The organism is Chryseobacterium sp. II3a (assembly GCF_057815135.1).
Map to the genome: position 1 here is coordinate 260,342 of NZ_JBYPZJ010000004.1, position 25,763 is coordinate 286,104.

General features: G+C 36.3%; 26 protein-coding genes. 10 read left to right on the forward strand and 16 right to left on the reverse strand.

Annotated features, from left to right (window positions below; genetic code table 11):
- The first annotated feature begins 108 nt into the window (after positions 1 to 108).
- Entirely contained in the window at positions 109 to 390 is a 282-nt protein-coding gene (locus AC3HD6_RS12455) for a hypothetical protein (RefSeq protein WP_488896611.1), read from the forward strand.
- Between the two features lie 7 nt (positions 391 to 397).
- Entirely contained in the window at positions 398 to 4,144 is a 3,747-nt protein-coding gene (locus AC3HD6_RS12460) for a WD40/YVTN/BNR-like repeat-containing protein (RefSeq protein WP_488896612.1), read from the forward strand.
- Between the two features lie 123 nt (positions 4,145 to 4,267).
- Here the strand turns inward: AC3HD6_RS12460 and AC3HD6_RS12465 are convergent, their stop codons facing one another.
- Positions 4,268 to 5,152, reverse strand: coding sequence for an NAD(P)H-binding protein (locus AC3HD6_RS12465; RefSeq protein ID WP_488896613.1), 885 nt, complete (start codon positions 5,150 to 5,152; stop codon positions 4,268 to 4,270).
- Positions 5,153 to 5,322: 170 nt separating this feature from the next.
- Between AC3HD6_RS12465 and AC3HD6_RS12470 the strand changes: the two genes are divergently transcribed.
- Positions 5,323 to 5,748 carry a winged helix-turn-helix transcriptional regulator gene (locus tag AC3HD6_RS12470; RefSeq protein WP_488896614.1) on the forward strand — a complete coding sequence of 142 codons (426 nt, stop codon included), beginning with the start codon at positions 5,323 to 5,325 and terminating at the stop codon, positions 5,746 to 5,748.
- Positions 5,749 to 5,803: 55 nt separating this feature from the next.
- Here the strand turns inward: AC3HD6_RS12470 and AC3HD6_RS12475 are convergent, their stop codons facing one another.
- Entirely contained in the window at positions 5,804 to 6,856 is a 1,053-nt protein-coding gene (locus AC3HD6_RS12475) for an NAD(P)-dependent alcohol dehydrogenase (RefSeq protein WP_488896615.1), read from the reverse strand.
- A gap of 36 nt (positions 6,857 to 6,892) precedes the next feature.
- Positions 6,893 to 7,297: a cupin domain-containing protein gene (locus tag AC3HD6_RS12480; RefSeq protein ID WP_488896616.1), complete on the reverse strand. Its 405-nt coding sequence runs from the start codon at positions 7,295 to 7,297 to the stop codon at positions 6,893 to 6,895.
- Between the two features lie 131 nt (positions 7,298 to 7,428).
- Here AC3HD6_RS12480 and AC3HD6_RS12485 point away from each other — a divergent pair, with 131 nt between their 5' ends.
- The 3 genes from AC3HD6_RS12485 to AC3HD6_RS12495 all read left to right on the forward strand — a co-directional run bounded on the left by AC3HD6_RS12485 (position 7,429) and on the right by AC3HD6_RS12495 (position 10,133).
- Positions 7,429 to 8,331, forward strand: coding sequence for a helix-turn-helix domain-containing protein (locus AC3HD6_RS12485; protein ID WP_488896617.1), 903 nt, complete (start codon positions 7,429 to 7,431; stop codon positions 8,329 to 8,331).
- A 135-nt stretch (positions 8,332 to 8,466) separates the two neighbouring features.
- A complete protein-coding gene (locus AC3HD6_RS12490; RefSeq protein ID WP_488896618.1) occupies positions 8,467 to 9,810 on the forward strand; it encodes a carboxylesterase family protein in 1,344 nt (447 codons plus the stop codon).
- 155 nt (positions 9,811 to 9,965) lie between these two features.
- Positions 9,966 to 10,133 (forward strand): hypothetical protein, encoded by a 168-nt coding sequence (locus AC3HD6_RS12495; RefSeq protein ID WP_488896619.1) that lies wholly within the window; start codon positions 9,966 to 9,968, stop codon positions 10,131 to 10,133.
- A 51-nt stretch (positions 10,134 to 10,184) separates the two neighbouring features.
- Here the strand turns inward: AC3HD6_RS12495 and AC3HD6_RS12500 are convergent, their stop codons facing one another.
- The 6 genes from AC3HD6_RS12500 to lpxK form a co-directional block, all read right to left on the reverse strand.
- The gene (locus AC3HD6_RS12500; RefSeq protein ID WP_488896620.1) at positions 10,185 to 11,657 is read right to left on the reverse strand and encodes an alpha-amylase; all 1,473 of its coding nucleotides are present in this window, start codon (positions 11,655 to 11,657) and stop codon (positions 10,185 to 10,187) included.
- A gap of 50 nt (positions 11,658 to 11,707) precedes the next feature.
- Positions 11,708 to 12,802: a DNA polymerase IV gene (dinB, locus tag AC3HD6_RS12505; protein WP_488896621.1), complete on the reverse strand. Its 1,095-nt coding sequence runs from the start codon at positions 12,800 to 12,802 to the stop codon at positions 11,708 to 11,710.
- Between the two features lie 183 nt (positions 12,803 to 12,985).
- Positions 12,986 to 13,441 carry a GNAT family N-acetyltransferase gene (locus AC3HD6_RS12510; protein WP_488896622.1) on the reverse strand — a complete coding sequence of 152 codons (456 nt, stop codon included), beginning with the start codon at positions 13,439 to 13,441 and terminating at the stop codon, positions 12,986 to 12,988.
- A 79-nt stretch (positions 13,442 to 13,520) separates the two neighbouring features.
- Positions 13,521 to 14,036 carry a TlpA family protein disulfide reductase gene (locus tag AC3HD6_RS12515; protein ID WP_488896623.1) on the reverse strand — a complete coding sequence of 172 codons (516 nt, stop codon included), beginning with the start codon at positions 14,034 to 14,036 and terminating at the stop codon, positions 13,521 to 13,523.
- A gap of 177 nt (positions 14,037 to 14,213) precedes the next feature.
- The gene (locus AC3HD6_RS12520; protein ID WP_488896624.1) at positions 14,214 to 15,029 is read right to left on the reverse strand and encodes a purine-nucleoside phosphorylase; all 816 of its coding nucleotides are present in this window, start codon (positions 15,027 to 15,029) and stop codon (positions 14,214 to 14,216) included.
- Positions 15,013 to 16,038 (reverse strand): tetraacyldisaccharide 4'-kinase, encoded by a 1,026-nt coding sequence (gene lpxK, locus AC3HD6_RS12525; RefSeq protein WP_488896625.1) that lies wholly within the window; start codon positions 16,036 to 16,038, stop codon positions 15,013 to 15,015. Before lpxK ends, AC3HD6_RS12520 begins: the two co-directional genes overlap by 17 nt.
- A gap of 87 nt (positions 16,039 to 16,125) precedes the next feature.
- Between lpxK and truA the strand changes: the two genes are divergently transcribed.
- From truA to AC3HD6_RS12540, 3 genes are all read left to right on the forward strand, one after another.
- Positions 16,126 to 16,878, forward strand: a complete 753-nt coding sequence (gene truA, locus AC3HD6_RS12530; protein WP_488896626.1) for a tRNA pseudouridine(38-40) synthase TruA — start codon at positions 16,126 to 16,128, stop codon at positions 16,876 to 16,878.
- Between the two features lie 24 nt (positions 16,879 to 16,902).
- Positions 16,903 to 17,247 carry a hypothetical protein gene (locus AC3HD6_RS12535; protein WP_068944745.1) on the forward strand — a complete coding sequence of 115 codons (345 nt, stop codon included), beginning with the start codon at positions 16,903 to 16,905 and terminating at the stop codon, positions 17,245 to 17,247.
- 182 nt (positions 17,248 to 17,429) lie between these two features.
- Positions 17,430 to 19,190 carry an ABC transporter ATP-binding protein gene (locus tag AC3HD6_RS12540; protein WP_488896627.1) on the forward strand — a complete coding sequence of 587 codons (1,761 nt, stop codon included), beginning with the start codon at positions 17,430 to 17,432 and terminating at the stop codon, positions 19,188 to 19,190.
- Between the two features lie 122 nt (positions 19,191 to 19,312).
- Here AC3HD6_RS12540 and AC3HD6_RS12545 read toward each other — a convergent pair whose 3' ends face one another.
- From AC3HD6_RS12545 to AC3HD6_RS12560, 4 genes are read right to left on the reverse strand one after another with little or no spacing between them, the layout of a single operon-like run.
- Positions 19,313 to 19,936, reverse strand: a complete 624-nt coding sequence (locus AC3HD6_RS12545; RefSeq protein ID WP_488896628.1) for a class I SAM-dependent methyltransferase — start codon at positions 19,934 to 19,936, stop codon at positions 19,313 to 19,315.
- Complete coding sequence (locus AC3HD6_RS12550; RefSeq protein WP_488896629.1) at positions 19,933 to 20,526, reverse strand: hypothetical protein; 594 nt, start codon at positions 20,524 to 20,526, stop codon at positions 19,933 to 19,935. Before AC3HD6_RS12550 ends, AC3HD6_RS12545 begins: the two co-directional genes overlap by 4 nt.
- Positions 20,516 to 20,986, reverse strand: a complete 471-nt coding sequence (locus AC3HD6_RS12555; protein WP_488896630.1) for an RNA polymerase sigma factor — start codon at positions 20,984 to 20,986, stop codon at positions 20,516 to 20,518. The genes AC3HD6_RS12550 and AC3HD6_RS12555 overlap by 11 nt, the downstream gene beginning before the upstream one ends.
- Positions 20,986 to 21,837, reverse strand: coding sequence for an alpha/beta fold hydrolase (locus tag AC3HD6_RS12560; RefSeq protein WP_488896631.1), 852 nt, complete (start codon positions 21,835 to 21,837; stop codon positions 20,986 to 20,988). Before AC3HD6_RS12560 ends, AC3HD6_RS12555 begins: the two co-directional genes overlap by 1 nt.
- Positions 21,838 to 22,271: 434 nt before the next feature.
- Here AC3HD6_RS12560 and AC3HD6_RS12565 point away from each other — a divergent pair, with 434 nt between their 5' ends.
- The gene (locus tag AC3HD6_RS12565) at positions 22,272 to 22,487 is read left to right on the forward strand and encodes a hypothetical protein (RefSeq protein WP_488896632.1); all 216 of its coding nucleotides are present in this window, start codon (positions 22,272 to 22,274) and stop codon (positions 22,485 to 22,487) included.
- Between the two features lie 86 nt (positions 22,488 to 22,573).
- Here AC3HD6_RS12565 and AC3HD6_RS12570 read toward each other — a convergent pair whose 3' ends face one another.
- The 3 genes from AC3HD6_RS12570 to AC3HD6_RS12580 form a co-directional block, all read right to left on the reverse strand.
- A complete protein-coding gene (locus AC3HD6_RS12570) occupies positions 22,574 to 23,866 on the reverse strand; it encodes an MFS transporter (RefSeq protein WP_488896633.1) in 1,293 nt (430 codons plus the stop codon).
- 18 nt (positions 23,867 to 23,884) lie between these two features.
- On the reverse strand, positions 23,885 to 24,787 hold the full coding sequence (locus AC3HD6_RS12575; RefSeq protein ID WP_488896634.1) for a hypothetical protein: 903 nt from the start codon (positions 24,785 to 24,787) through the stop codon (positions 23,885 to 23,887).
- Between the two features lie 91 nt (positions 24,788 to 24,878).
- Positions 24,879 to 25,631, reverse strand: a complete 753-nt coding sequence (locus AC3HD6_RS12580) for a DUF3575 domain-containing protein (protein WP_488896635.1) — start codon at positions 25,629 to 25,631, stop codon at positions 24,879 to 24,881.
- Positions 25,632 to 25,763 lie beyond the last annotated feature (132 nt).

Consider the following 25,763-nt stretch of genomic DNA (forward strand, 5'->3'; position numbering starts at 1 on the left):
CTTTAAAAGTGAATTATTTCGAATTTTATGAAGATTCTTGCCAGTATAATAATAATGTTCCTGATTTGCTGTAAACCCTCTGCTCAAACAAGTTATTTAAGTAATGACATGGAAAATATGTACTCCAGAAAACTGAGCCCAGACAACAGGTTTATTCTCTTTTACCAATTCGAAGATAACCCTCTTGAACCGGGCAGATGGCTTACCTATTATGTAACAGAGGCCAAAACGAATATTCTTAAAAAAGAAAAAACAAAGTTACTTGCAGATTCTATTTATTGGAAGACAGACAATATGCTGGTCATAATACCTTATCGTAAAATGATAAAATCTGAGCTGGAAGTAGACAAAAAAGAAAATGACAATCAAATTGTAATACCTATAAAATAACCACGACATGAAAAAAAACTACATCAGAAACGGAGTAATGGTGATAAGCGCTGTTTTTTTATTGGATGCCTGTCAGCATTTCAATACACAAGCAGACACCAGCCGCCCGCCGTCATCATCAACCACTGACGGGATGGTGAAAAAGAAAGAAAAAGAATCCACGGAACAGGATAACATTAAAGTTTCGGATGAAAAAAAAGTCTATGCTCAGGTACAAAAAGAACAAAACCTAAAAAAGATACTGGCTTATAATGATCCAAAATTTAATAAGGTTTTTGAAAATTTTGGTGATGGAACTGAAGAAATTCAGCTTAGAAAAGAATTACTGATCAGTATGGCAAAACCTGGTGAAATGGTATTGGGACACCGTGCAGATAAAAAATTAAGAGAACAGGAAGCTGGGGCTAAAGAGAAAAAAGGAATTGAAGAGATGGCAGAGTATAGACGTCAGATTACAATGCCTATTGGTACAAACAAAATGCTTTATGAAGATGGAAATTTACTGAAGGAGTATAATAAGGCTCTCAATAGTGCTACTCTTAAACAAGCTAAGCAAAAATCTTCTATTGCCGCTAAAAATGGAGCTTATTCTATTAATAATGTTGTGTTTACAGAAAGAGGTCCTAATAATATTCCGGGGAGGGACAGAAGTATTGTAGTTTCGCCTCAGGATCCTAATAAATGGTATGTAGGATCAGTAGGAGGTGGCGTTTGGATTACTGACAATGCGGGAACAACCTGGAAAAATACAACAGATTTTGCGGTTCCTAACCTGGCTACTTCTACTATTGCCATTTCTCCTCAGAATGCTAATGTTGTGTATGCAGGAACAGGAGAACCTTTTGGAAATTTAGATAAAATTACAGGAACAGGGCTTATAAAATCTACAGATGCAGGAGAACATTGGACAAGATTACTGAATACTGCTGCTTTTGGGGATGTAGGAAGATTACTGGTGAGCCCTACCAATGCAAATCACCTATTAGCAGCTACTTCAAAAGGAATCTATGTAACTCAGGACGGCGGAACAACCTGGAATCAGACATTTACAGGATCAACCGTAGGTGGTACCACTTATACCTCTACACAGGACCTTGTAGCAACCAGCGATTTCAGTGCAATATATGCTTCTGTTAATACTTTAGGGATTCTTAAATCTACAGACGGTGGAGTGACCTGGACAAAAGTGTTTGATGCTTTGGCACTTAATAAAGCAATAAAAAGAATGGAAATTGCTGTATCTCCGGTTAATCAGAATAAAATTTACTTAAGCTGCCAGGAAGGATCAACTACAGGAGTGTATATGTCTGCCAATGCAGGAGGCAGTTTTCAAGCTTTAACCTATAAAACTGGAAACAGTAAGGAGATTTTGGGCGATCAGGGATGGTATGACAATGCTATTGCGGCACATCCTTTTAATGAAAATATCATTTATATAGGCGGGGTTTCTGTTGCAAAAGTTACTGTAGATACTACAGATAATTCGTACAATGTACTTTCTATTGCAAGTGGTTATAATACAGCATATCTGAACACAGCTGTACATCCTGACCAACATGGTATTGTTTGCCAAATTAATCCTGCAGACCCTGCTCAATTCAGGCTTTTACTTACCAATGATGGTGGTGTATATTCTACACAATACAAAACAAACCCGGGGGAAACCCAGGGAGATTGGGGAAATCCTGTTACAGGACTTAATACCACACAGTTTTACGGTGCAGACAAAAAGAATGGTGCAGATGTTTATGTCACAGGAGCTCAGGATAATGGTTCATCAGCTACCCTTACAGCTCCGTCATCAAGCACTTCAAACTACTTATCTTTATTAGGTGGAGATGGGTTTGAAGCCCTTTGGAACTATAATAAGCCTAACGAAATGATATTTGGTTCACAATACAATAACTTTGTAAGAACAGAACAGGGGGTAAGTCTTAACGGTCGCTTTACAGCCAGAAATACAGACTATGGATCAGCATCATCTCCATTCTATTCTAAACTAGCCAATGCTAATAATAATCCGGATGTTATATTTACAGTATCTTCTAAAGGAGTTTGGAAGTCCCCGGATTTTGGGAGAACATGGGGTTTGACAACTTTTACGGCAGCAAACAACGGAACGTGGAATGGAAACGCTTCATTTGCCACTGTAAAAGTATCAGTAGCAAATCCTGATGTTATTTGGGCCGGATCTGCAGCCTCAGGAGGAACAGGAACAACATATAAAATCAATGTTTCAAAAGATAATGGATCTACTTTTGTAAAAACAACAGGTAATCTCCCAACCACAGGCAATTACTATATCAGTGGAATTTCACCATCAAATACAACGGAAGCCAGAGCATATGTGCTGTTTTCTGTAGCAGCTCAGCCGAAAGTGGTAAAAACCAATGATTTTGGAGCAACATGGACGGACATTTCTGGATACAGCACAGGGTCTGCATCTACAGGTTTCCCAGATGTACCGGTACATAGCTTAATTGAGATGCCTTTTGATGACAGAATTCTTTGGGCAGGAACAGATATAGGAATATTTGAAACAGTAGATGGTGGAGCAACTTGGTCTCTGGTAACTACAATGCCGCCAGTTTCTATCTGGCAGATGAAAATTGTAAATGACCAGGTAGTTCTTGCTACTCATGGCAGAGGAGTCTGGACAGCTACTATTCCTGAATTGGCAACCTATGTACTTCCTGAATATGTTGCACGTCCAATAATCAAGAGTGCAAATCAGGTAGCTATTCACAACATGAATGCGAAGGCTGTCTTTAATTATACAAACCCGCAAATTACAAGCCTGAAGGTTTATGTTGACAATGCTTATGTGTCAACAATATCGAGTACTCAGCCTAATACAGATTATACACTTACGACCACTTCAACTTTATCGGAAGGAATGCATTCTGTATCTGTAACCGGAATATATGCTAACGGAACAAAAGAAACCATCAAGGATACAAAATCTTTTGATATTATCAATTTTAATAGTGGAGCTGCTGCCATTAATGTTCCGGCCTTTACTTCCAATGATGTATATGTTGGTACAGGTAAATTTGTAGTAGATAATGTATCAAATAAATTTACTTATAATGTATTGAATAATGTTGGACATCCATATGCAAACAATACTACTTATCAAACCTATATCAAAACACCTGTTATTGTAGGACAAGCTTCTGCAATGACAATGAGACATATGGCTCTTACGGAAGCAGGATACGACTTTGCTTATGTGGAAGGATCTAAGGATCTTGTGAATTGGAGTACAATGGGTGTTTATGATGAAGCATCATTCAGTAACTGGAATAATGGAGGGGCAGCTCTTTCTGCAGCCAATGTAAACGAAACATTATTTCAGAACAGTTCTTTAAATTTAGGGCCATTTGCTTCTGGAGATGAAATTGCAGTGAGACTCCGTTTGGTAAGTGATCCGGAGGCTGCTTCTTATGGATGGCTTATTAAATCTATTGTGCCTACTTCTTCTCTTGGAGTAAAAGATATAGTGAAATCGGAAGAAGGAATAAGATTAGTTCCTAATCCGGCAGACGATGTCTCGGGCATTATGCTTCCGTCTAATAATAAAGGTGATGTAGATGTTTATGTATATGATGCTTCCGGAAGACAAGTAATGTCATTGAAGAAGCAGAAGGGACCAAAAATTGAAATGAACGTAAAAGGCTTGACAAAAGGTCTTTATCTGGTACTTGTAAAAACAGGGACAGAGAATAAGGCATTGAAATTAATCAAAAACTAATTATTACCCTTATTTTTTACAGGCTGTACTTTACGGTTTGCTTGTTATTAAAAAAATAAAAGACCCTCCTGTCTGGAAGGTCTTTTATTTTATACTAGCAAATTTTCGGTTCTATCCTTCAATTTAAGCCTGAAACTGAGCAGTAAATTCCTTAGCGAAATCTTCCAGTTTAACACTTCCATTTACTGGAGATCCGTGCTCAATAAAATCTTTTTGTACAGTTCCTGTTTTCATTCCCAGCCCCATTTCAACATAGAGTTTGGCCATGTCTTGTGGCAAACCGGCTTGCAGCATTCCGTGCAAAGAATCTTCATCTGAGAATTCTACCCAGGGAAGTTCAGGTTTTTCAACTGATGCTCCTAATACTTTTGCAAAATCAGATGCTTTTCGGGAGTCGCTTACAATATATCTGATATTTTTACCCGTCTCATTTTTTACCAATTCCTCAGCAGCTGCCTTGGCGATATCTGTTGGATGTACTACAGGAATTTCTGTGTTTTCAGAATAATTTCCACCCATAATTCCTGCATTTTTAATCAATGGGATATCATTGAAGAAATTTGTATAAAAATAACCTGCTCTTAAAAAGGTAAATGACGTGTTTTCAATTTCGTTATAAAGCTTTTCGATATGGTGAAGTCCTTTGATAGGACCATTTTCTACAGGTGATGCTGCTCCCACACTGCTTAACATGACCGCTCTTTTTACCTCGGTTTTCTTTAATGCTTCCGCATAGTTCTTTCCGGCATTGATGGTGTTTTGAACAATATTTTCGGTACTGATGGCAGGCGGTGTCATCACAAATACAGCATCTGCTCCGGTAAAAGTCTGGGTCAAGAAATCAAGATCTGTAATAGAGCCGATAGCAGGTTTCGCTCCTAAAGATTCAATGTCTTGTATTCTTCCTTCACTACTGCTGATAACAGTGATGTCGTGTCCTTGTTCTACCAATTGCTGTGTTAAAGGTTTGGCAACGTTTCCTAGTGATCCTGTGATAATAATTTTCATATGTAGATTTTTTATTGTTTTTAATGATCATGCTATTGCTGAGTACTGACTCGTCTTGATCAATGATCAAATGACTGCAATTTCATTGATAAATATTTTTTTATTTCCTGATACAAAGTTATATTTGTACTTACTTTTATACAAGTACTTACCCTAAAGTATGTATCATCATGGCAGCAATTAAAGAAAGTTCAACCATTCAGGAAAACAAAAAAATAGTGCAGGATTGCCCTGTAATGTATGTTATGGAACGGATTGGAGGTTTTTGGAAGCCAATTATCCTGTTCAATCTTTCCACAGGAGAGAAGAGATATAGTGAACTGAAGAAAGCAATTCCTGCTGTTACAGAAAAAATGTTAATTCAACATCTGAAACAGCTTGAAGCAGACGGATTGATTATAAGAACTGCAAAGCCTGTAGTTCCACCTCATGTTACTTATAAATTAAGTGACGCTGGAAACGAACTGGCTCCTGTTATTGATGCTATGGCAGAGTGGGCATTTCAGGATATGGAAAGAAATGATCATCAATGTGCTGAAGGAAACAGATATCGGGTTGATAAAAATCAGAATGTTTTTAGTAACAACCTAAAATAATAAAAAAAGGATATTCAATTTGAATACCCTTTTTTGCTATATCTTACAGAAAGAATTATAACGATTGCATATCAATTACAAAACGATATCTCACATCACTTTTCAGCATTCTTTCATAGGCCTCATTGATGTCTTGCATTTTGATCATTTCAATTTCTGAAACAATATTGTGCTCTCCGCAGAAATCCAGTAATTCCTGGGTCTCTGCAATACCTCCGATCACAGATCCTGCCACTGATTTTCTTCCCAAGATCATAGGAACAGTATTCAAAATAGGTTCCAGCCCTCCTAAATATCCTACAAGAACGTGGGTTCCACTAATATTTAAGGTCGTTACATAAGGATTTACATCATGTACATAAGGAACCGTATCAATAATCACATCAAATTTTCCTTTTACCGACTTCATCTGTTCTTCATCTGTGGAAATGATAACATGATCGGCCCCCAATTGCTTAGCATCCTCAGTTTTTCCTGGAGTTCTTGAAAATAAGGTAACTTCAGCCCCTAATCCTTTGGCTAGTTTAATGGCCATATGTCCTAATCCACCTAGTCCTACAACAGCTACTTTAGAATTTGGCCCTACATTCCAATGTCTTAGAGGGGACCATGTTGTAATACCTGCACAAAGAAGCGGTGCAACGGCAGCAAGGTCAAGGTTTTCAGGAACCTTTAGTACGTGATGAGAATCTACCACTACTTTTTGGGAATACCCTCCAAAAGTATGACCTCCCGAATGCTTGTCTTTTCCATTATAAGTTCCTGTGAATCCATTTTCACAATATTGTTCAAGATCGTGCTGACAGCTGTTACAATGTCCACATGAATCTACGATGCATCCTACTCCTGCAAGATCACCTACTTTAAATTTGGACACTTCACTTCCCACTTTTGTAATTCTTCCTACAATTTCATGTCCGGGTACAGCAGGGTAGAGGGTTCCGCCCCAATCGTTTCTTGCTGTATGAAGATCAGAATGACATACTCCGCAATATAGAATTTCAATTTCTACATCTTTGGAAGTAATCTCTCTTCTCTCAATATTCATTTCTTTCAGGTCTGCTGTGGTGGACTCTGCCCCATAAGCTTTTACTGTAAATGTGCTCATTTGATTATTTAATTTATTTGGTTTAATATATTGTTGCTATAAATTGTTATACTCCTCATCCGTTACAGGATTCAGCCATTCCACAATACCGTTTTGCGTGTTGGTATTGATGGCGATATGCGTGAATTCACTATCAGGTGCAGCCCCATGCCAGTGGATTACATTGGGTAATATATTTACGATATCTCCGGCATGTAAGACCTGTACTGGTTTTCCTTTCTCCTGGTAAAAACCGGTTCCTGAAGTTACAATTAAAATCTGTCCGCCCCCATGGGAGTGCCAATTGTTTCTGCACCCCAGTTCAAAAGTTACATTTCCGATCTGGCAATTCAGTTGATTTTCATTAGGTTTAAGGATTTGAATCCAGGCAGTTCCTCCTGAGAAATAGTCTGATGGAGCCTTTTCACCTTTTGGAAAAATAGTTGTATTAAAGTTTTCCATAACGATACAAAAGTCGAAACTTTCCTGTAAATCTGACTTATACAGATTACGGGATTACTTACCAATTTTACAGACACGATATCTATTATATCAGAAATTGGTAATTTTGAATTGTGAAAAAAATAGACTTCATGGAAAATCAGGAGGTTGAGATCTATAATACAGTCTCAGAGTACAATAAAATGGCAAATCATGAAACACTGCACCCATTGGTAAGTGTAATTGATTTCTCCAAATCAGATCCCATTTGTCAATATAGAAGAAAATTTGGTTTTTATACCGTTTTCCTGAAAGATGTGATGTGTGGAGACATGCAGTATGGAAAACATAGTTACGACTATCAGGAAGGGACTTTGGTTTTCATCGCCCCAGGTCAGACATATGGGATTTATAATAGGGAGAAATCTGTTCAGCCGGCAGGCTTTGCTTTAATTTTTCATCCTGACCTTTTAAAAGGAACCAATCTTGGAAAAAATATAAAAGATTATAATTTCTTTTCCTATGATGTGCATGAGGCCTTACACCTTTCGGAAAAAGAAAGAGAGATTATTCTGGACTGCTTTAAAAATATAAAGCATGAACTTGGGCAGTCAATAGATAAACACAGTAAATCATTAATTGTAAATAATATTGAACTGTTTCTAAATTACTGTATGCGTTTTTATGACCGTCAGTTTATTACCAGAGACCATATCAATCAGGGACTGATCGGGAAATTTGAAAATCTTGTTGATGAGTACTTAAAATCAGATCATCCAAAAAATATAGGCTTTCCCATGGTAAATTACTTTGCAGAAAAACTGAACCTTTCAGCGAATTATTTCGGAGACCTTATTAAAAAAGAATTAGGAATTTCTCCCCAGGAACTGATCCATAATAAACTCATAGATATTGCCAAAGAACAGATACTGGAACAAGGAAAATCGATCAGTGAAATTTCTTATGATTTAGGCTTTAAATACCCACAGCACTTTACACGATTATTCAAAACGAAAGTAGGTATTTCTCCAAGTGAATACAAAACGCTGAATTGATATAAGATCACATTAGAAATATCATTATAAAATTTTGTGTTTTTATTAATATCTTGAGTTTTAATTAGCTGTATAAATTTTATTTTTCCGAAAAACAAGGTTATCTTTAAGAATAAAAGCATTCACCATTTCAAAATGAAATCACCACATAAAGAAAGCCATATATTCAACACGCGTTTTGGTGTTATTACTGGATGGAAGGAAGAAGGAGTAATAAGAGCTAAAAGTATTCGTTATGCCCGTTCCGAAAGGTTTCAAAAACCTGTCCCGGTTGAGCATTTTATTTTTGATAGCAGACTTGAATATAAAGTTCCGGTTTGCCCTCAGAAACTTAGTCCGCTTGTGGAAAAGATGATAGGAGCAACACCCGTTGAAGAATTTGAACCTGAAGAATCTACCCAATATCTTTCAGTAATTCGTCCGGATAAATTTCTTGAAAACGAAAAACTTGCTGTGATCGTCTGGATCCATGGCGGTTCCCATGAGATCGGTTGCGGAGATCTGCCTACCGCTGATCCTGCAGAGTGGGTAAAAGAACAAAATATCATTGTGGTGACAGTTTCCTATCGCTTAGGGCTTTTTGGTTTTTTGGGCGGAGGTGAAAAAAGACCTCCTAATCTAGGTCTGTTGGATATAATTGAAGCGTTAAAATGGATCAAAAGTAATATTGCAGACTTTGGTGGAGATCCGGAAAATGTTACCCTGTTTGGGCAGTCTTCTGGAGGAGATGCAATAGCACATTTGATGATATCAGAAGGAATCGACGATTTATTTCAACGGGTAATTATTCAGAGTGCGCCTTTGGGATTACGGCATAAGAGACAAAAAATGTCTGCTGAATTTTTAAAGAAGACAGAAGAGATTAAAGATGAAGCAGATGTTTATAAAATGATGGAAGAATACGGAAAGTTTGTTCCATCTGTAATAAAATATGGATTGAAAGCAGCAATGCCCTTTGGAACCCAGTACGGCTATATGCCTTTATGCAAAGAAGAAGAGTCCATTGAGAAATGGCGTGAAAATGCTAAAAAATATGATGTTCTGATTGGCTTGAATAATGATGAGACTGCATTTTATCTCAAAACTTCAGAGGCTTTAAACAAATATTTTGGGAAAGGATTTGGATTAAAGGTCTTGGATAAAACCGTTGAAAAAACAACAGACATGATCTATGGTGCTCCGGCCAGACAATTTGCAGAAAATTATGCCAGAGGCGGTGGAAATATTTATCTGTTCAGACTCCATTCCAGATTAGAAGATAATCATATTGGAGCACCACACTGTATTGATCTTCCTCTTATTTTTGGAAATGAATCTGCCTGGAAATCTTCTGAACTACTGAAAAATATCCCCTGGGAACGTATTCACGACAATGGAAAGAAACTAAGAGCACTTTGGGCAGAATTTGCAAGAACAGGACACATATCCGACTCTTCAGAACGTCCTGAAATTCTGGAAATCAGTAAAGTTGAGGTTTAATTGAGTCATAGAATTTAATATTTCAACGATTCATTTCTTGCTGTTTTATGATTTGATCATTAGGTAGATGATATTAAGGTGTTGATAGATTATATTGAATAATAATTATAATATATTGTTTATATTTGAGTTACAAATTCAAAAAAATAATAATTATGAAAATCAAGAAATCTTTCAGTGCAAGAAAAATGAATCGTCAGGAACTTAAAAATGTAAATGGCGGAATCATTATCAGAGGCAATACTTGCTGCTTTTATAACGAAGATAATTTCTGTTGTGAGTGGGCTCCCGATCTATGGAGTTGTAGAGGTATCAAATGCTAATACCGAAATATAAATATAAAGCGTACTTTTTAATGAAGTACGCTTTTTTATTTATTCTGAAATCCAAACGCTTACATTTCCGGCAGGCACAGGAAAATCTCCCCAACCATTTTCATCAATGGTTACTTTATTTTTAAATCTTTTCAAAAGGTCTTTAAACTTTTTACCGGCATAACGTTTTCCTATTTCCATTGGTTTGTTGTAAGAATCTTTATTACTCAGCACTACGGCACAGCCTGTATGATGGTCATCTCCTTCACGGATCCATCCAATACAGTTGGCATCTTCAAAATAGTCCCGTTGTTCCCCATAAGCATACTCCTTTCTGGCTTTCAGAAGCTCTTCAATACCATCTACTTTCGGCATAAAGATTTCCTGATCATTTCCTGCTCTGTCTTTATCGATATAATGTGCACCATACAAGTCCGGATAAAAAACACAGGGATAACCATCTTTTCGTAATAAGATCAAAGCATAAGCAATAGGTTTAAACCATGATTCAACCGGCGCTTCCAGATCCTGAAGAGGTTGGGTATCATGATTGGCAACAATACTCACCGAATGTAAAGGGTCAGCCTGGGTAAGGGTTTCATCAAAAATTCTTCTCAGGTCATAAGAATCTCCTTCTTTGGAAGCATTATGAAAATTATTCTGTAGTGAACTGTCAAAAAGACTCATACAGCCCTCAGTTACTTCAATATATTTTTGAAGCAGATGAAGATATCCGGGAGCCCAGTATTCTCCAACAGCAAAAATATTTTTTCCAGTGTTGGAGCGAAGTAGGGTAAGCCATTCTTTATAAAAATCAAAGGAAATATGCTTTAAAGCATCAAGACGGACACCATCAAAATCTGTTTCATCAAAATACCACTTTGCCCAATTGTTGAGTTCTTCTCTCACAAAAGGATTTCTGTGCTCAATGTCATTATACATGAGATAATCATAATTTCCCTTTTCATCATGGATCATCTCTTCCCAGTTGTCGCCATATTCAGATTGTATTTTATAAATATGAGACTCCATACCTTCTGCATAATCTACACCGCTGAAACATGTGAAATTCCATTCAAAATCTGAATATCTTTTTTTTCTTCCGGGAAAGGTGAATTTTGTATAGGATTCTATTTCAAATGTATCTGAGATTACTTTTTCCCTATTGTCTTCATCCACTTTTACAACATTGAATTTTTCCAGTTCATCACCACCTGCTTTGTGTCCCAATACAATATCTACAATGACTTCAATATTTTGTTTTTTTAAAGCTTTGATCGCTTTTACATATTCCTTTTTAGTGCCATATTTGGTTGGGATAGTTCCTTTTTGATCAAACTCTCCAAGATCATAAAGATCATAGGTGTCATATCCTACCGAATATCCGCCATTTGTTCCTTTGTAGGCAGGTGGAAACCAGACAGAAGTTATTCCAAGTTTAGCTAGATATTTAGACTGTTTCTCGGCATCTTTCCATAGCTTTCCATCACCTTCAGAGTACCAGTGGAAAAACTGAATCATTGTTGGGTTCATATAATTTTGCTTATTTGGTGTATACAAGTTAGCGAAAAAAATATAATCTTTTAGTTTTCGAATTCTTTAAACGGGATTTTTAGTTGAACGGAAACCAGTTTTTTTTCTTCCGTATTCAGATGAGAAAGTGACAATCCCAGTAAACGGACTGCTTTGTCAAAAGGGCGAAGTTCCCAGAGTTTTTTCCCAGTACTGAAATATTCTTCAGGAGATGTGAAGTATTCTTCTCTGGTTATACTTCTGGTAAAAAGAGAAAAATCTTTATACTTAATTTTTAAGGTTAAAGTTCGTCCTAGAATATTGTTTTTTTGTAAACGTTGATGAAGTTCCTGGCTCAGACTTTCCAGCTTTTCATTGATCTGCTGCTCATCAAAAAGATCTTCGAAAAACGTTCTTTCCACAGCTACACTTTTTTGAATCCGGTGAGGTTTTACTTCAGAAGTATGAATACCACGAACGACATTGTAATAATGCTTTCCTGATTTTCCAAAGATTCTTACAAGGTCTTCCAAAGACCTTTTCTTTAAATCTTTTCCTTTGTAAATACCTAAGCTAAACATTTTATTAGCGGTTACCTTTCCTACACCATAAAATTTTTCCACAGGTAATTCTTCCAGAAAACCTTCCACTTTATCCGGATGAATGGTTTTCTGACCATTTGGCTTATTAATATCAGAAGCTACTTTGGCCAGAAATTTATTCACAGAAATTCCTGCAGAAGCCGTTAAACCTGTCGTCTCAAATATTTTCTGACGAATTTCTCTGGCGATCTGATTGGCAGATTCTATTTCTTTTTTATTTTCGGTGACATCCAGGTAGGCTTCATCTAAGGAAAGAGGTTCCACAAGATCAGTATATTCATAGAAAATCTCACGGATCATCTTCGAAATTTCTTTATACCGGGCAAATCTAGGAGGTACAAATATCAGGTCAGGACATTTTTCCTTTGCCGTTTTACTGGGCATGGCGGAACGTACTCCATATTTTCTTGCTTCATAGCTTGCTGCTGCCACTACACCACGATGCTGGCCGCCCACTGCAATAGGTTTTCCTTTCAGCGAAGGATTGTCATGCTGCTCTACAGAAGCATAAAATGCGTCCATATCCACGTGAATAATTTTACGAAGCGGCAAAGAAAAATCCATATTACAAAGATATGGATTCCTGTATTGATGGTGAAGTATTTATGGAAAGGAAGCTGGAAGAGGGAAGTTAGCAAGTTCGATATTGAAAAGTATGACCAATTGATTGAAAAGTAATTAAAATGATATCTGGTTGTTGGTAACATTTTAATTACTTCCAGCTTCCCTCTTCCTGTCTCCCGCATTTTACGGCTTCAGTCTCATGGTAAGAAGATGAGGTTCAAAACCAGCTTTTTCATACGCTTTTATAGCAGATGCATTTTCAGCGTAAACATCCAGTCTTATTTCTGAAATTCCTTTGGATTTTGACCAGTTGATAAGTTCATCAGTAATTATTTTATTGATACCTTTTCCTCTGTATTCTGGTTTTACATACATAAAGCCTAAGTAAGCATAGCTTTTAAACTGATTATAATCTTTCTCTGATTTTTTGATCAGGGCATAGCCTGAAGCAACAATTTCGTCATCGTTTTCTACAACAATTAAAGTGGCATCAGGTGATTGTATGAATTCATTCAGGTCGTAATAATGAATTTCACCATCAATTAATGTACTGTTGAAAGGTCTTTCCGCTGAAACAATTCCCTGTTCAAAGGTTAATAGGATTTCTAAATCTTGTGTTGTAGCTTCTCTTGTAGTCATGGTGTAAAAAATAAGTGAAGTTTAAACCCTCCATAAAAAGTAGAGTGTTTAAACTTCAAGGTTTTTGATGTTTTAAAAATTATTTTAAAAGATTGTCAATGGTCTGCTGGATCTCTGGATCTTCCGGAGAAATCGCATAATACTTTGCAATCGCTGATTTCTGATCAATAATCATATACCTTGGAATCCAGTTCAGATCTACATAATTATTGAAATCATTTTTCCAGCCTGATGCAAACCAGTAATTATCTTTATCTTTCATATTGAATCTTACAAGACTCTTGTCAAATCCTTCTTTAGATCTTTCCAGTGATAGGAAAACAAAGTCAACATTAGGATTGTTTTTCTCTAATATTTCAGCTTTTGGGAGTGCCTGAAGACAATCTCTGCACCATCCGGCCCAAAAATCAATCACTAAAACTTTTCCTTTATGCTGATCCAGAATTTCCTGGATGGTAATGGCTTTTCCATCCTCATCTTCCAGTTTTTGCTTTAAGGCTTCTTTGGAAAATCCGGTCTTAAGAACAGTAGGCGTTTTCTGTGCATAGCTTAAGCCGAACAAACCTACCATAAAAATTAATAACAACTTTCTCATTCTACAATTTCATTTACACAAAACTAAGCAATGAATACCAATTCAGGATTGTTTTTTTTATGAATTGGGAAAAATTTATATTATTGACAATTTCTATGGATCTTGTATAGATATTGATGGAAGATGAATTACCTCCGCGGGTAAGAAATAAATATTTTTAGATTGACACAGTGGTCTCTAGTGATAGTTTTTAATCAAGCCTTTCACTATGGTGATTACATTTGGCATCGCTTTATTCGCTGCATTTAAAACTTCTTCATGAGAAACAGCAAAAGCAATATCCGGTCCGCCAAGATCTGTGATAACAGACATACAGAATACATCCATTCCCATGTGTCTGGCAACAATTACCTCTGGTACAGTACTCATTCCTACCATGTCTCCGCCAATGGCTTTAATCATTCCATATTCGGCAGGCGTTTCAAAAGTAGGGCCCTGAAGGGCAACGTAGATTCCCTGATGGACTTTAATATTGTTATCTGCGGCAGTTTGTTCTGCTACAGTGATCATTTTTTTGCTGTAAGGCTCACTCATATCCACAAATCGTGGTCCAAGCTCATCAATATTTTTGCCTCGAAGCGGATGTTCAGGCATCATATTGATATGATCTTTTAAAATAACGATATCTGCAATGCTGTAAGCCGGATTTACTCCACCACAAGCGTTGGAAAGAATAAGATTTTTAATGCCTAATAGATGAAAAACCCTTACAGGAAAGGTCACCGTTTCCATAGAATGTCCTTCATAGTAATGAAAGCGGCCACTCATCATCAACACTTTTTTCCCTTCTAATATTCCATAGATAAGCTTTCCGGTATGTCCTACCACTGTAGTCTGTGGAAAATGAGGAATATCTTTGTATTCTAAAACATGGATCGGTTCTACTTCATTCTGCAGTTTTCCAAGTCCGGATCCTAAAACAACAGCAAAATCAGGAGTATCCTGAATGATATTTCTGATGAAATCAGCTGTCTCTTTAATTTTTTCTAACATAATCTAAGATGATTTGATTGAATTCTTCTTTTTTATCAATAATGACATTGATAGGCCAGTAGTAAACAATTTCTCTAAGATAGTCAAAAGTTTTTAGACGAACGTAATCTTTCTCTGTGGTTAATATCAGTTTATATTCTCCTAATTTTTTATACTCTGCAAGGATTTTTTTAATATCATCCTCCGTGAAATTATGATGATCTCTAAATTTCAGGTGGGTAACTCTTTTTGAGAATTTTGCCAGATGTTCCAATAATGGTTTTGGATTGGCAATTCCGGTAATCAGTAGAATATCGTAATAGTTCAGATTGTTATCCGGAAGCATTTTATCCTTTCCGTATACATTCTCATCATAACCAATGGATGAAAAGAATACTTTTTGGTTATAGGAAGGTCTGATCCTTGAAATATAATATCTTTTGGTTTCCTCCGTCAGTTCATCAGGACATTTGCTGACCATAATGATATCAGCTCTCTTTGAGCCTGCTCTGGATTCTCTAAGATCTCCGGCAGGAAGAAGGTAGTCTTTAAAAAACGGATCATTAAAATCGGTCATCAGAATATTGAATCCCGCTTTGATAGCACGATGCTGCATTGCATCATCCAATATCAGTACGCCAAGATCCATATCTTCGATCACTTTTTTAGCCCCAGGAACACGTTCTTCGGAAACAGCGATAACAAAACGGTTTTTGAAACGTTCAAAAAGCTGCATGGCTTCATCCCCTACAATCTTGTAGTTGCTTTCATAATTCGTAACCTCGTAGCCTTTGGTTAACCTTCCGTAGCCGCGCGAAAGGACTCCGGTTCTGTAATGTTTGGATAAATATTGAGCGAGATACATCACCATTGGCGATTTTCCGCTTCCGCCCACAGAAAGATTCCCGACATTGATTATCGGTGTCTTGAATTTTGTAGACTTAAAAATCCCCAAATCATACATTGTGTTTCGGATACCCGTTACCATATGATAAGCAAGGGAAAAAGGATAAAGGTACCATCTTTTCATACGATTGCAAAAATAGGAATTTTCATAAGCATTAGAGTAATATTCTCAAAGACTTTTCAACAAATATTTCGTTAAATTAAAGTATTTTTGTGGAGTTATTACAATACATTGAGATACTTTATAGAATTTTCTTACAACGGAAAGAATTATTTTGGCTATCAGATACAGCCCGACGCTATTTCCGTGCAGGAAGAATTGGAAAAAGCACTTTCCACCATTTTAAGAGAGGAGATTAAAACGACAGGAGCCGGAAGGACAGATACCGGTGTTCATGCTAAAAAAATATTTGCGCATTTTGATACTAAGCAGGAGCTGAGTGCTGAGCTCCCACGGAGGCTGAACAGTTTTCTCCCACCTGATATTTCCATTGATAGAATTTTCAAGGTGAAGGATGACTTTCATGCCCGTTTTGATGCAACCTATAGGACCTACGAATATTATATTTCGTTGGAAAAAAATCCGTTTACCCAGGAATCTGCCTGGCAGCACTGGAAAAGATCATTAGATATTGATAAAATGAACGAAGCCTGTAAGATCCTTTTTGAATATGAGGATTTTACCAGTTTTGCGAAATTGAAAACGGATAATAAAACCAATATCTGCAAAATGTATATTGCAAAATGGGAACAAAATGGAGCGGAACTGAAATTTACAGTTTCTGCCAACCGTTTCCTGAGAAATATGGTTCGTGCTATTGTAGGGACAATGGTGGAGATTGGTACAGGAAAACTAAAACCTGAAGATTTACGCAGGGTTATTGAAGATAAAAACCGTAATGCTGCCGGAACCTCAGCTCCGGCCCATGGATTGTATCTTGTGGATGTAGGCTACGACTTTTAAATAGAAAACTAAAAAACTATAATCATGTTATCAATTTTTATTCTTATTGGTGCTTACCGATATTATGCAGGGCTAGCAGAAAAATTTGGAAAAGTAAAATGGCATCTGGGGCTTCTGGCTATAGGAGTTTATCTGGGAACTCAGATTATTTTAGGAATGTCTTATGGTGTTTATTTAGCTTCCACCGATCCGGAGGCTGTGAATAATGTAAGTTATACAGGTTTCTCTGCCCCTAATCTTATTGGTTGGTTAATCTCTCTTCTTGCGGTTTGGGGTGTTTATCTGCTTCTTGAAAGGAAATATAAGAAGGAGAATCTGCAAAAGCCTTCTATAGAAATTCAACAGATCGGTAAGGGTTCAGAAGAATAGCAGAATTAAAAATAAACCTTTTGGTAGACTCGATAAAAATGAGGGTAACTGCGAAAGATATTCATTCTGTAAATGATAGGTATCTTATATTTTCTATAACGATTTGTTGAAGTTGTAAAGGCTAACAACTTATAATGTCTTATTTTTGCAGAGAATTTTAATTCTTTTCTTCAATTCGTATAATGAAAAAACAAGATACCTGGGGAATTGTAAAAAGGCTGTTCTTTATTGGAATGAAGTTTCGTTCCTGGTTCATCCTTACTTTAGTAATCTCCATCATACTTTCAATAGTTTCTACTTACAGACCATACCTTACCATGCAGGTTGTGGATAATGATATCACCAAGCTTCAGGATAAGGCTTTGATGATGAAACATATCTATATCCTTGTAGGGCTGGTGTTTGCAGAAACCGTTTTAAACTTCTTTCTGGTTTATTTTTCAAACTTTATCTCACAGAATGTCATTCGTGATATTCGTGAAAGACTATACTCCAAACTGATCTATTTTAAAACATCATTTTTTGATAAAACTCCAATCGGTCAGTTGGTGACCCGTGCTGTAGGAGATGTGGAAACCATTGCAACAGTGTATACCGACGGATTTCTGATGGTTTTTGGGGATATTCTGAGAATCGTGTTTGTGCTGGTGATGATGTTCAGTACCAATGTTCATTTGAGTTATATTACTTTGGCGATACTGCCTTTAATGGTAGTCATTACAAGATTTTTTCAGAAAAGGCTTAAAAAAGCTTTTGGTGACGAAAGAAACTGGACATCTACCCAAAACTCTTTTGTACAGGAAAGGCTGGCAGGAATGTCAATCATTCAGGTATTCAACAGGCAGGAATCCGAATTTAAAAAATTTGATGATATCAATATAACCCTGAAAGGAGCATTATTGAGGACCGTTTTCATTTTTTCATTGTTCTTTCCGGTGGTAGAACTTATTTCTTCATTATTTATAGGATTTATCCTGTTTTATGGGGGATATATTACGATCAGTGCCGGGGTAGTCATTGCTTTTATTCAGTATATCTCCATGTTGATTCGCCCTTTAAGGCAGATTGCTGACCGTTTCAATAATATCCAGAGAGGGATTGTAGGAGCGGAAAGAGTATTGGGATTAATGGATGAAGATAATTCGATGACCAATACAGGAACTGTGAAGAAAGATCACTTTGCCGGTAAAATTGAATTCCAGAAAGTGCATTTTGCTTATGATGAAAAGCAGGAAGTGCTTAAAGGCATTGATTTTAAAGTTAATCCTGGCGAAACGGTCGCGATTGTTGGGGCAACAGGGGCAGGAAAGTCTACCATTATCAGTCTGATTACAAGATTATACGATATTAATTCCGGAAATATCCTTATTGATGATGTGGATTTAAAGGATTATGAGCTTTATAACCTCAGAAGTCATATCGGAGTGGTATTGCAGGATGTATTCCTTTTCCACGGAAGTATTTTTGAAAATCTTTCTTTTGGTGATGATAGTATTACTCTTGAAAAAATAAAAGCAGGGGCTAAAGAAATTGAAGTGGATCAGTTTATCGAACAGCTTCCGGGTGGATATGATTATGTAGTAAGTGAAAGAGGTTCATCAATTTCTTTAGGCCAGAGACAGTTATTATCATTCCTGCGAGCTTATTTATCTGATCCTAAAATTCTGATTCTGGATGAAGCCACTTCCTCCATTGACCACAAAAGTGAAAAGCTGATTCAGAAAGCTACAGAAAAAATTACTAAAAACAGGACATCTATCATTATTGCCCACAGGCTTTCTACGATTGAAAAAGCAGATAAAATCATTGTGATGGAACATGGTAAAATTGTAGAAGAAGGAAAGCATCTCGATCTTCTGGATAAAAACGGATATTACTCTACTTTATATAAAGCCCAACTGCGTCATGAAGTAGAACTGGAAAAAGAGGAGGAGTCAAAATAAAAATTACATAGCATAAAAAAGAGAGTCAAGTGCTCTCTTTTTTGTTATCGTTGGTATTATCAGAATTTTAATTTTGTTGTGGTAGACAGAGATAATAGTTTTAAAGATTTTAAATAAAAAAACTATAACGATCGGCGCTTCCTAAAACTGCAGAAAATAAAATTTTGAATAGTCTCAAAAGGAGTTATATGGTCTTCAGTAATACATTTTATTCTTTCAAAAGCAATGTCAAATTTTTCAGATAATGATTCTTCATCATATTGCTGAATGTCTAGACCACTGCATTTAGTTGGTCCATTTTTGGAAAAAGTTCCTAAAACCAGAAAACCATCAGTGCTATTTTTTGCGATATCAATATATTTTGAAACTTGTTCCGAAGTTGTTAGGAAGTGGAAGGCTGCCCTGTCATGCCAGATATTGTAAGTTTCTGTAGGTTCAAAAGCAGTAATATCTGTAGCAATCCATTTCACTTTGTGAGCATTGTTTCCCAATCTTTGTTTTGCTTTTTCCAGAGCTTTGGAAGAAATGTCTAATACTGTAATGTTTTGATAGCCTTCTTCAAGGAGAAAATCAACCAGATTACTGTCCCCACCACCAATATCAATGATTTTAGCTTCTTTTCCCAATCCGAAAGAATGAATAAAATCAAGAGAAGTCTGAGGTTTTTCCTGTGTCCAACTTACCTGGTCAGGATTTTTTGTTTCATACACATTTTCCCAGTGGTTTTTATTAGTGGAAGAATTCATGAGTCCTTTAATTGATTGTTTATTTCTTCAAATTTATTAATTAATTCATCAACTTTTCCTTGCTGTTTCTTTATTGTTTTAGGTCTGATATAAAACCAGTTGAAAGCTATCCAAAGGAAAGTTAATACATACGCCAAAATTCCGGTTAAAGATGACATTTTTGAAGCATACTCGTACATATATAAGCATATTCCAAGAAAAAGCATCACGAAATACAGATTAAGCATGGTGGTTTGCATAAACTTCTGCTTATTTTTTACCAGATATAGATTATTGAGATATTCACTATTGGATTGAGTATTGTCAATTTTATAAAAGACCATCAAGAGTCTGTTGTAGGCCAGCAAAAAGATAACCATAGACAGAATTACAAGTACGATCCCGATTTTTGTGCTGATAAGCTGAGGTTGGTAACGATACCATATAAAAGCAATACACAAGCTGGTTGCAATCAGTAAAAGGTTGGTGAGGATCAGTTTGCGAAGGTTTTCATTTCTAAACTTTTTCAATCTATTAAGAAGTTCCTCTATATTAGGTTTTGGAGACGTCTGCTGTTTCCATATATTTTTAAAATCAATATTAGTATCCATTATGTTTAAATTTTTGTGTTAATTTTTCTTTGATCCTGTGAATTTTTACCCGGATATTGGCTTCCGAAAGGCCTGTGATCTGAGCTATTTCCGCCTGCTTTACTTCTTCCAGTTCTAGAGAGATAATAATTCTGTCTGTTTCCGGCAGTTCTGAAATAAACTGATAAAGCAGTTGGATCTGCGGTTCCATAGATTCCTGTTTTTTTTCTTCCAGATTGATAGGGAGATCTGCTTTGGAAAACTTTTTTTCCTTTTTAATCTGCCGGAGACAATTATTGGAAGCAATTCTGAAGATCCATGTTCCGATACTGGATTCATTTCTGAACTTTGGAAGCTGCTGCCATACGATAATGAATGTTTCCTGGGCAAGATCCTGAGCAAGGTCCGTATCATTCACATATCCCATACACAAACGGAATATCTTTTGCCAGTAGAGGTCGTAAATATCTTCAAATACCATTATTTTATAGATAAGAAGTTATTTAACTGGTTAAAATACCACTCTTTATCATCGTACATAATGAAATGCAGTCCTTTTGTAGAATATTGAAAATTGGCATTTTTAAGATTTGCATATTGTGCTTCAATCGCTGGTTTCATAAATGAAAAATAGGATTCCAGAAGAATAAGAGAAGGACATTGTATATTTTTGATGGTTTCCCTCAGATCGGTATTAGAGAAATCGCAGTACATTTTAGCAAATGTCTTTCTGTCAGATTTCATGCTCCAGTCAATTACTGTACTCTGCATAGAAGTATCTGCTAAAAGGCGTGGGATAGATTGAGTCTGCATTGTACGGAAATCTTCATCAGGCATAGTGGTCAATTTATTAATGGTTGATGAGCAGTCATTATTTTCTTTAGACTTAAAGTTAGGATTAGAGATTGCTGCCAGGCAAGGTAAAGTATCTACAATAACAATTTTACCTACGAGTTCAGGATAATCTGCTGCGATAGCCAGGGCAAGGCCACCTCCCATACTATGTCCAATGATAATGGGTTTTTCAATTTTATGAGTTTTTATATAAGCTGCAATTCCTGTTTCCCAATCTTTGAAGCTGGCATCAGCATCAGCTTTTGTTCCTGCAAATCCTGCCATAGTTAAAGTGTAACAGGTGAAATCTTTTTCAAACTTTGCAGTGGTCTCCTTCCATACATCTCCAGAAGAAGCAAATCCGGGAATCAAAATTAAAGACTGTTTTCCCTTTCCGGTTTTTTTTACCTCAAATGGATATGTTTTTTCCTGGCCAAATATATTACATGCTGCTGCAAAAAATAACATGATGATAAGAAGGAATGTGAATTTTTTCATGATTTCTTAAGTTTTAAGGTTTATTTGTCTTTTAGAGACGAGCTTTTTTAAAATGTTACACTTCTTTTTTATTTTTTTTTGAAAAAATATTTTTTCTCATTAGAAAACCTTTATCACCAAAGGAAAACACAGAATATTTTTTTGTAAATAATTTCTATGTAATAAGCTCGTCTTGAAAAAGTATGATAAAAATCATGAATTATTCGATGTTTACTCAATTTTTAGAATATTTCCTCTCTAATACGTGATTAATTAGTGGTATGAAAAAAATTAAGTTTTTGTGTTTTTGGTGTTTATAATTAAAAAATAATGGCTTAATAGTGTTTATATTGATAATAATTATTAAATTTATTGAAAGTTTAAGTCGCTACCCCGGGAAGTGATGGGGTGGATGGACAAAAATGGAATTTTTAACTAAAAACTAAAAAATATAAATGAGCGATAGTATCCAAGATGAATTTAAAGTCTTTAAAGACGAGCTGAAAAAACTTAATATTGAAGTACAGAAAGTAGTAAAAGTAGGAAACGGAAGCATGGATTTTCATGAAGTTTTCTACAAATCACCACGATATGATGAGGTGAAGACCGTATATGTTCAGCGTCATAACCTGGACAATATGATAGAAAAATTTAAACAAGCTTATCATTAAAAATATAACGTTCGCCGCAGATTTTCTGCGGCGAACGTTTCTTATAGAGCGATTAAATCTTTACTTGAAGATAAGAAATGAAAAATCTAATCTTTGTTCAGCGTTGATGTATTTTTAGTATCCTTCATTCCAATATATACCACCAGAGAAAATAAAATACAGCCTGTAATATACCAGTAGAAATATTCTTCAGAACCGATTTTTTTAAACCAAAGGGCAATATACTCTGCAGTTCCTCCAAAAACAGCCACAGTAATAGCGTAGGGAAGACCTACCCCCAGAGCCCTGATCTCGGCAGGAAAAAGTTCAGCTTTTACCACTGCATTAATAGAAGTATATCCACTTACAATGATGAGTGCCGCCATAATAAGGAAAAAAGCACTCCACATGGAAGTTGTCATACTAAGTGCTGTTAAAAGCGGAACCGTACATAAAGTTCCCAGAATCCCGAATCCCAAAAGAAGGGGTCGTCTTCCGATTTTGTCAGACAATCCTCCAAATACAGGTTGCAGACAGGCAAATATAAATAATGTGATAAAAGAAATAAGAGTGGATTCTTCTTTGGTAAGATGTACAGTATTCACCAGGAATTTTTGCATATAAGTAGTATAGGTGTAAAAGGCAAGTGTTCCACCTAATGTAAGCCCTACCACGGTCAGCAAAGCTTTAGGATGTTTCAGAAGTTCTTTTACAGTTCCTTTCTTTTTTTCATTAAGTTCTTTTTTATTTTCAAAAGCTTCGGTTTCATGGAGATTAGCACGGAGGTACAAGGCAATAATAGAAAGCATGGCTCCAATTACAAAAGGAATTCTCCAGCCCCAATTTTCCAATTGAGCTTCTGTTAATAATAATTTTTGTAGAATAAGCTGAATTCCTAATGCGATAAGCTGACCGCCAATCAATGTTACATACTGAAAACTGGAGTAAAAACCTCTTCTGTCCTGTGTTGCCATTTCACTGAGGTAAGTCGCCGAAACTCCATATTCTCCACCTACACTCAATCCTTGGAGCAGCCTGGCAAGCAGCAGTAATGCCGGAGCAAAAATTCCTATGGATTTATAAGTTGGAGTGAGGGCAATAAGTAGTGAACCGAACGACATCAACAATACAGATAATGTCATGGCTCTTTTTCTTCCGATCTTATCCGCAATGCTTCCGAACAGCCATCCGCCAATAGGACGCATGAGAAATCCAACGGCAAAGATTCCTGCTGTATTCATAAGCTGTGCATTAAGGTCTGAATCCGGAAAGAAGGAATGGGAAAAATAAATGGCAAACGCAGCATAAGCATACCAGTCATACCATTCCACCAGATTTCCGATAGATCCGCCTACAATGGCTTTAATTCTTTGGCCTGTGGTAATAGGAGATGGGTTCATGTTAAGTATAAAAAAGGATTAGTTTTTACCGAAAAATCTTTTTACTTTATCCAATAATCCTGATGGTTTAGAAGAAGTATGATCAGGCTGAGGAGAATGTATTGATTCATTAAACTGGGGTGTTTCGATTGTTGAGGTCATTGTTTTTTCGGTCTGGCGGCTTTCTGTAATATGAATCCGGTTGGGTTCCTGTACTTTTTGCCCGGTTAGTCTTTCAAAATTAATTTTAGCTTTATTGAAAATCTCAATTTCGGCTTCAGGTGTATCATCTACATGAGTCATTTCAGGAATAATACCAGAGCTTAGTTTTACTGATTCACATTCAAAATCGTTCATAATTCCCTGATGGATTTTTACAGCGGTGTCAGTTTCACCTACCTTTTCAAAAGCCTCTGCGAACTGGAGCATATCTTCTCCGATCTGATATTTTTCGAGAATGTTGTCTATGGAATTGCTTACTTTGGCTTTTGCTGCAGCAAGATTGGCAATGGATTTTTCTTCACCGGATCTGTCCTTAAGTAAATTGATCAGCTCCTGGATGCCTTCTCTGATCTCAGGATAAATTTTAAAACGGTATATATGGTTAAGATCCGTAAGATAAGTATTCTGACTCATGGCTTCATGAGCAAGATTCTGAATATGAGCACTCATGAAGAAAGCCAGATGGACCAAAAGATTGGAGTATTGCTTTAAATGATCCAAACCGATTTCAGATTTTTCAAGGGCCTTATAAAGTTGGAGCCCTTCTAAAAATTCGATCTGATAACCGTAAGGAGAAAAACTTTCCTCATTGATTTCAACAGGGTTGTTATCTAATATTTCATAAAGGTATTCATGAATCTGGAGCTCTTCAAGCTCTTTTAAAGCCTGTTTAAATTCAGCAAGTTTATTTTGCCGGATCAATTCTATCAATTCTATCATTTTCTTGGTCTATAATGCCGCCAATATACAAATTTCACCAAAAATAAAGCTGTCCTCCAAAAGAACAGCTGTGCTATTTTCATAGTTATCTTTAGAACCTGTATCCCAAAGAAAGTCCGCTTCTGAAACCTGCCCATGGTCCGTCCACTTTTATTTTGGCCCCATTAGCGTTGGTTTCCACAGAGTACTTTACAAATGGAATATCCAGATTTTCTATTTCTTTTTTTAATTGTGCCTGCATATCCGGAGTCAGAATATAATCTGAAGTCATGGTAAAATCACCTTTTCCACTTCCATAATGAGCACCTGCAATCCAGAAATCAAGAACCAGATTTTGGCTTCGGGTAAGGAAGAACTGTACCCCAACCATCAGCCCGCCACTATTTCCTTTCGTATTTCCCTGCCCTTTCAATGGGATCTGATAAGTAACTCCATCCGGCCCATTATAATCATAGTAGAAATCAAAAGTATTGGATGAAACATCGGAATAACGATAATAAGGAGCAAAATAGAATCCTTTTCCATACCCTTTTCCAATATAAAACCTAGGTTCAATGGTGAAATTGGTAGCTTTTACCTTTAGATTTTCAAATCTTTTTTCATCTTTATCTTTCAGGAAAGCATTGATAAAAGGTACTTTTCCTTCCGGCATAGTTCCAAAACCAACATTAAGTGAAAACCATTGGTTAAAAGCGCGTTCGTAAGACAGGTTGATATTCCTGAATGCATAAGCGGTAACATTCGTCTTGATGATATTCATCTTCTCAGCCGAAACGTTCTGGTTCTCCTGTGCTTTAAATACTGGAAACAGGAGACATAAGGTGAATAGGATTACTTTTTTCATAATCTTACATTTTATGGTGTCAAAAAATAACAGCAAAAAACGGGCAGAATTTAACATAATAATTCAGATTTAAAGAAAAAAATATTAAAAATATCAATCATAGTGGCGTTTTTTAATTTTAAAATTAAAGTG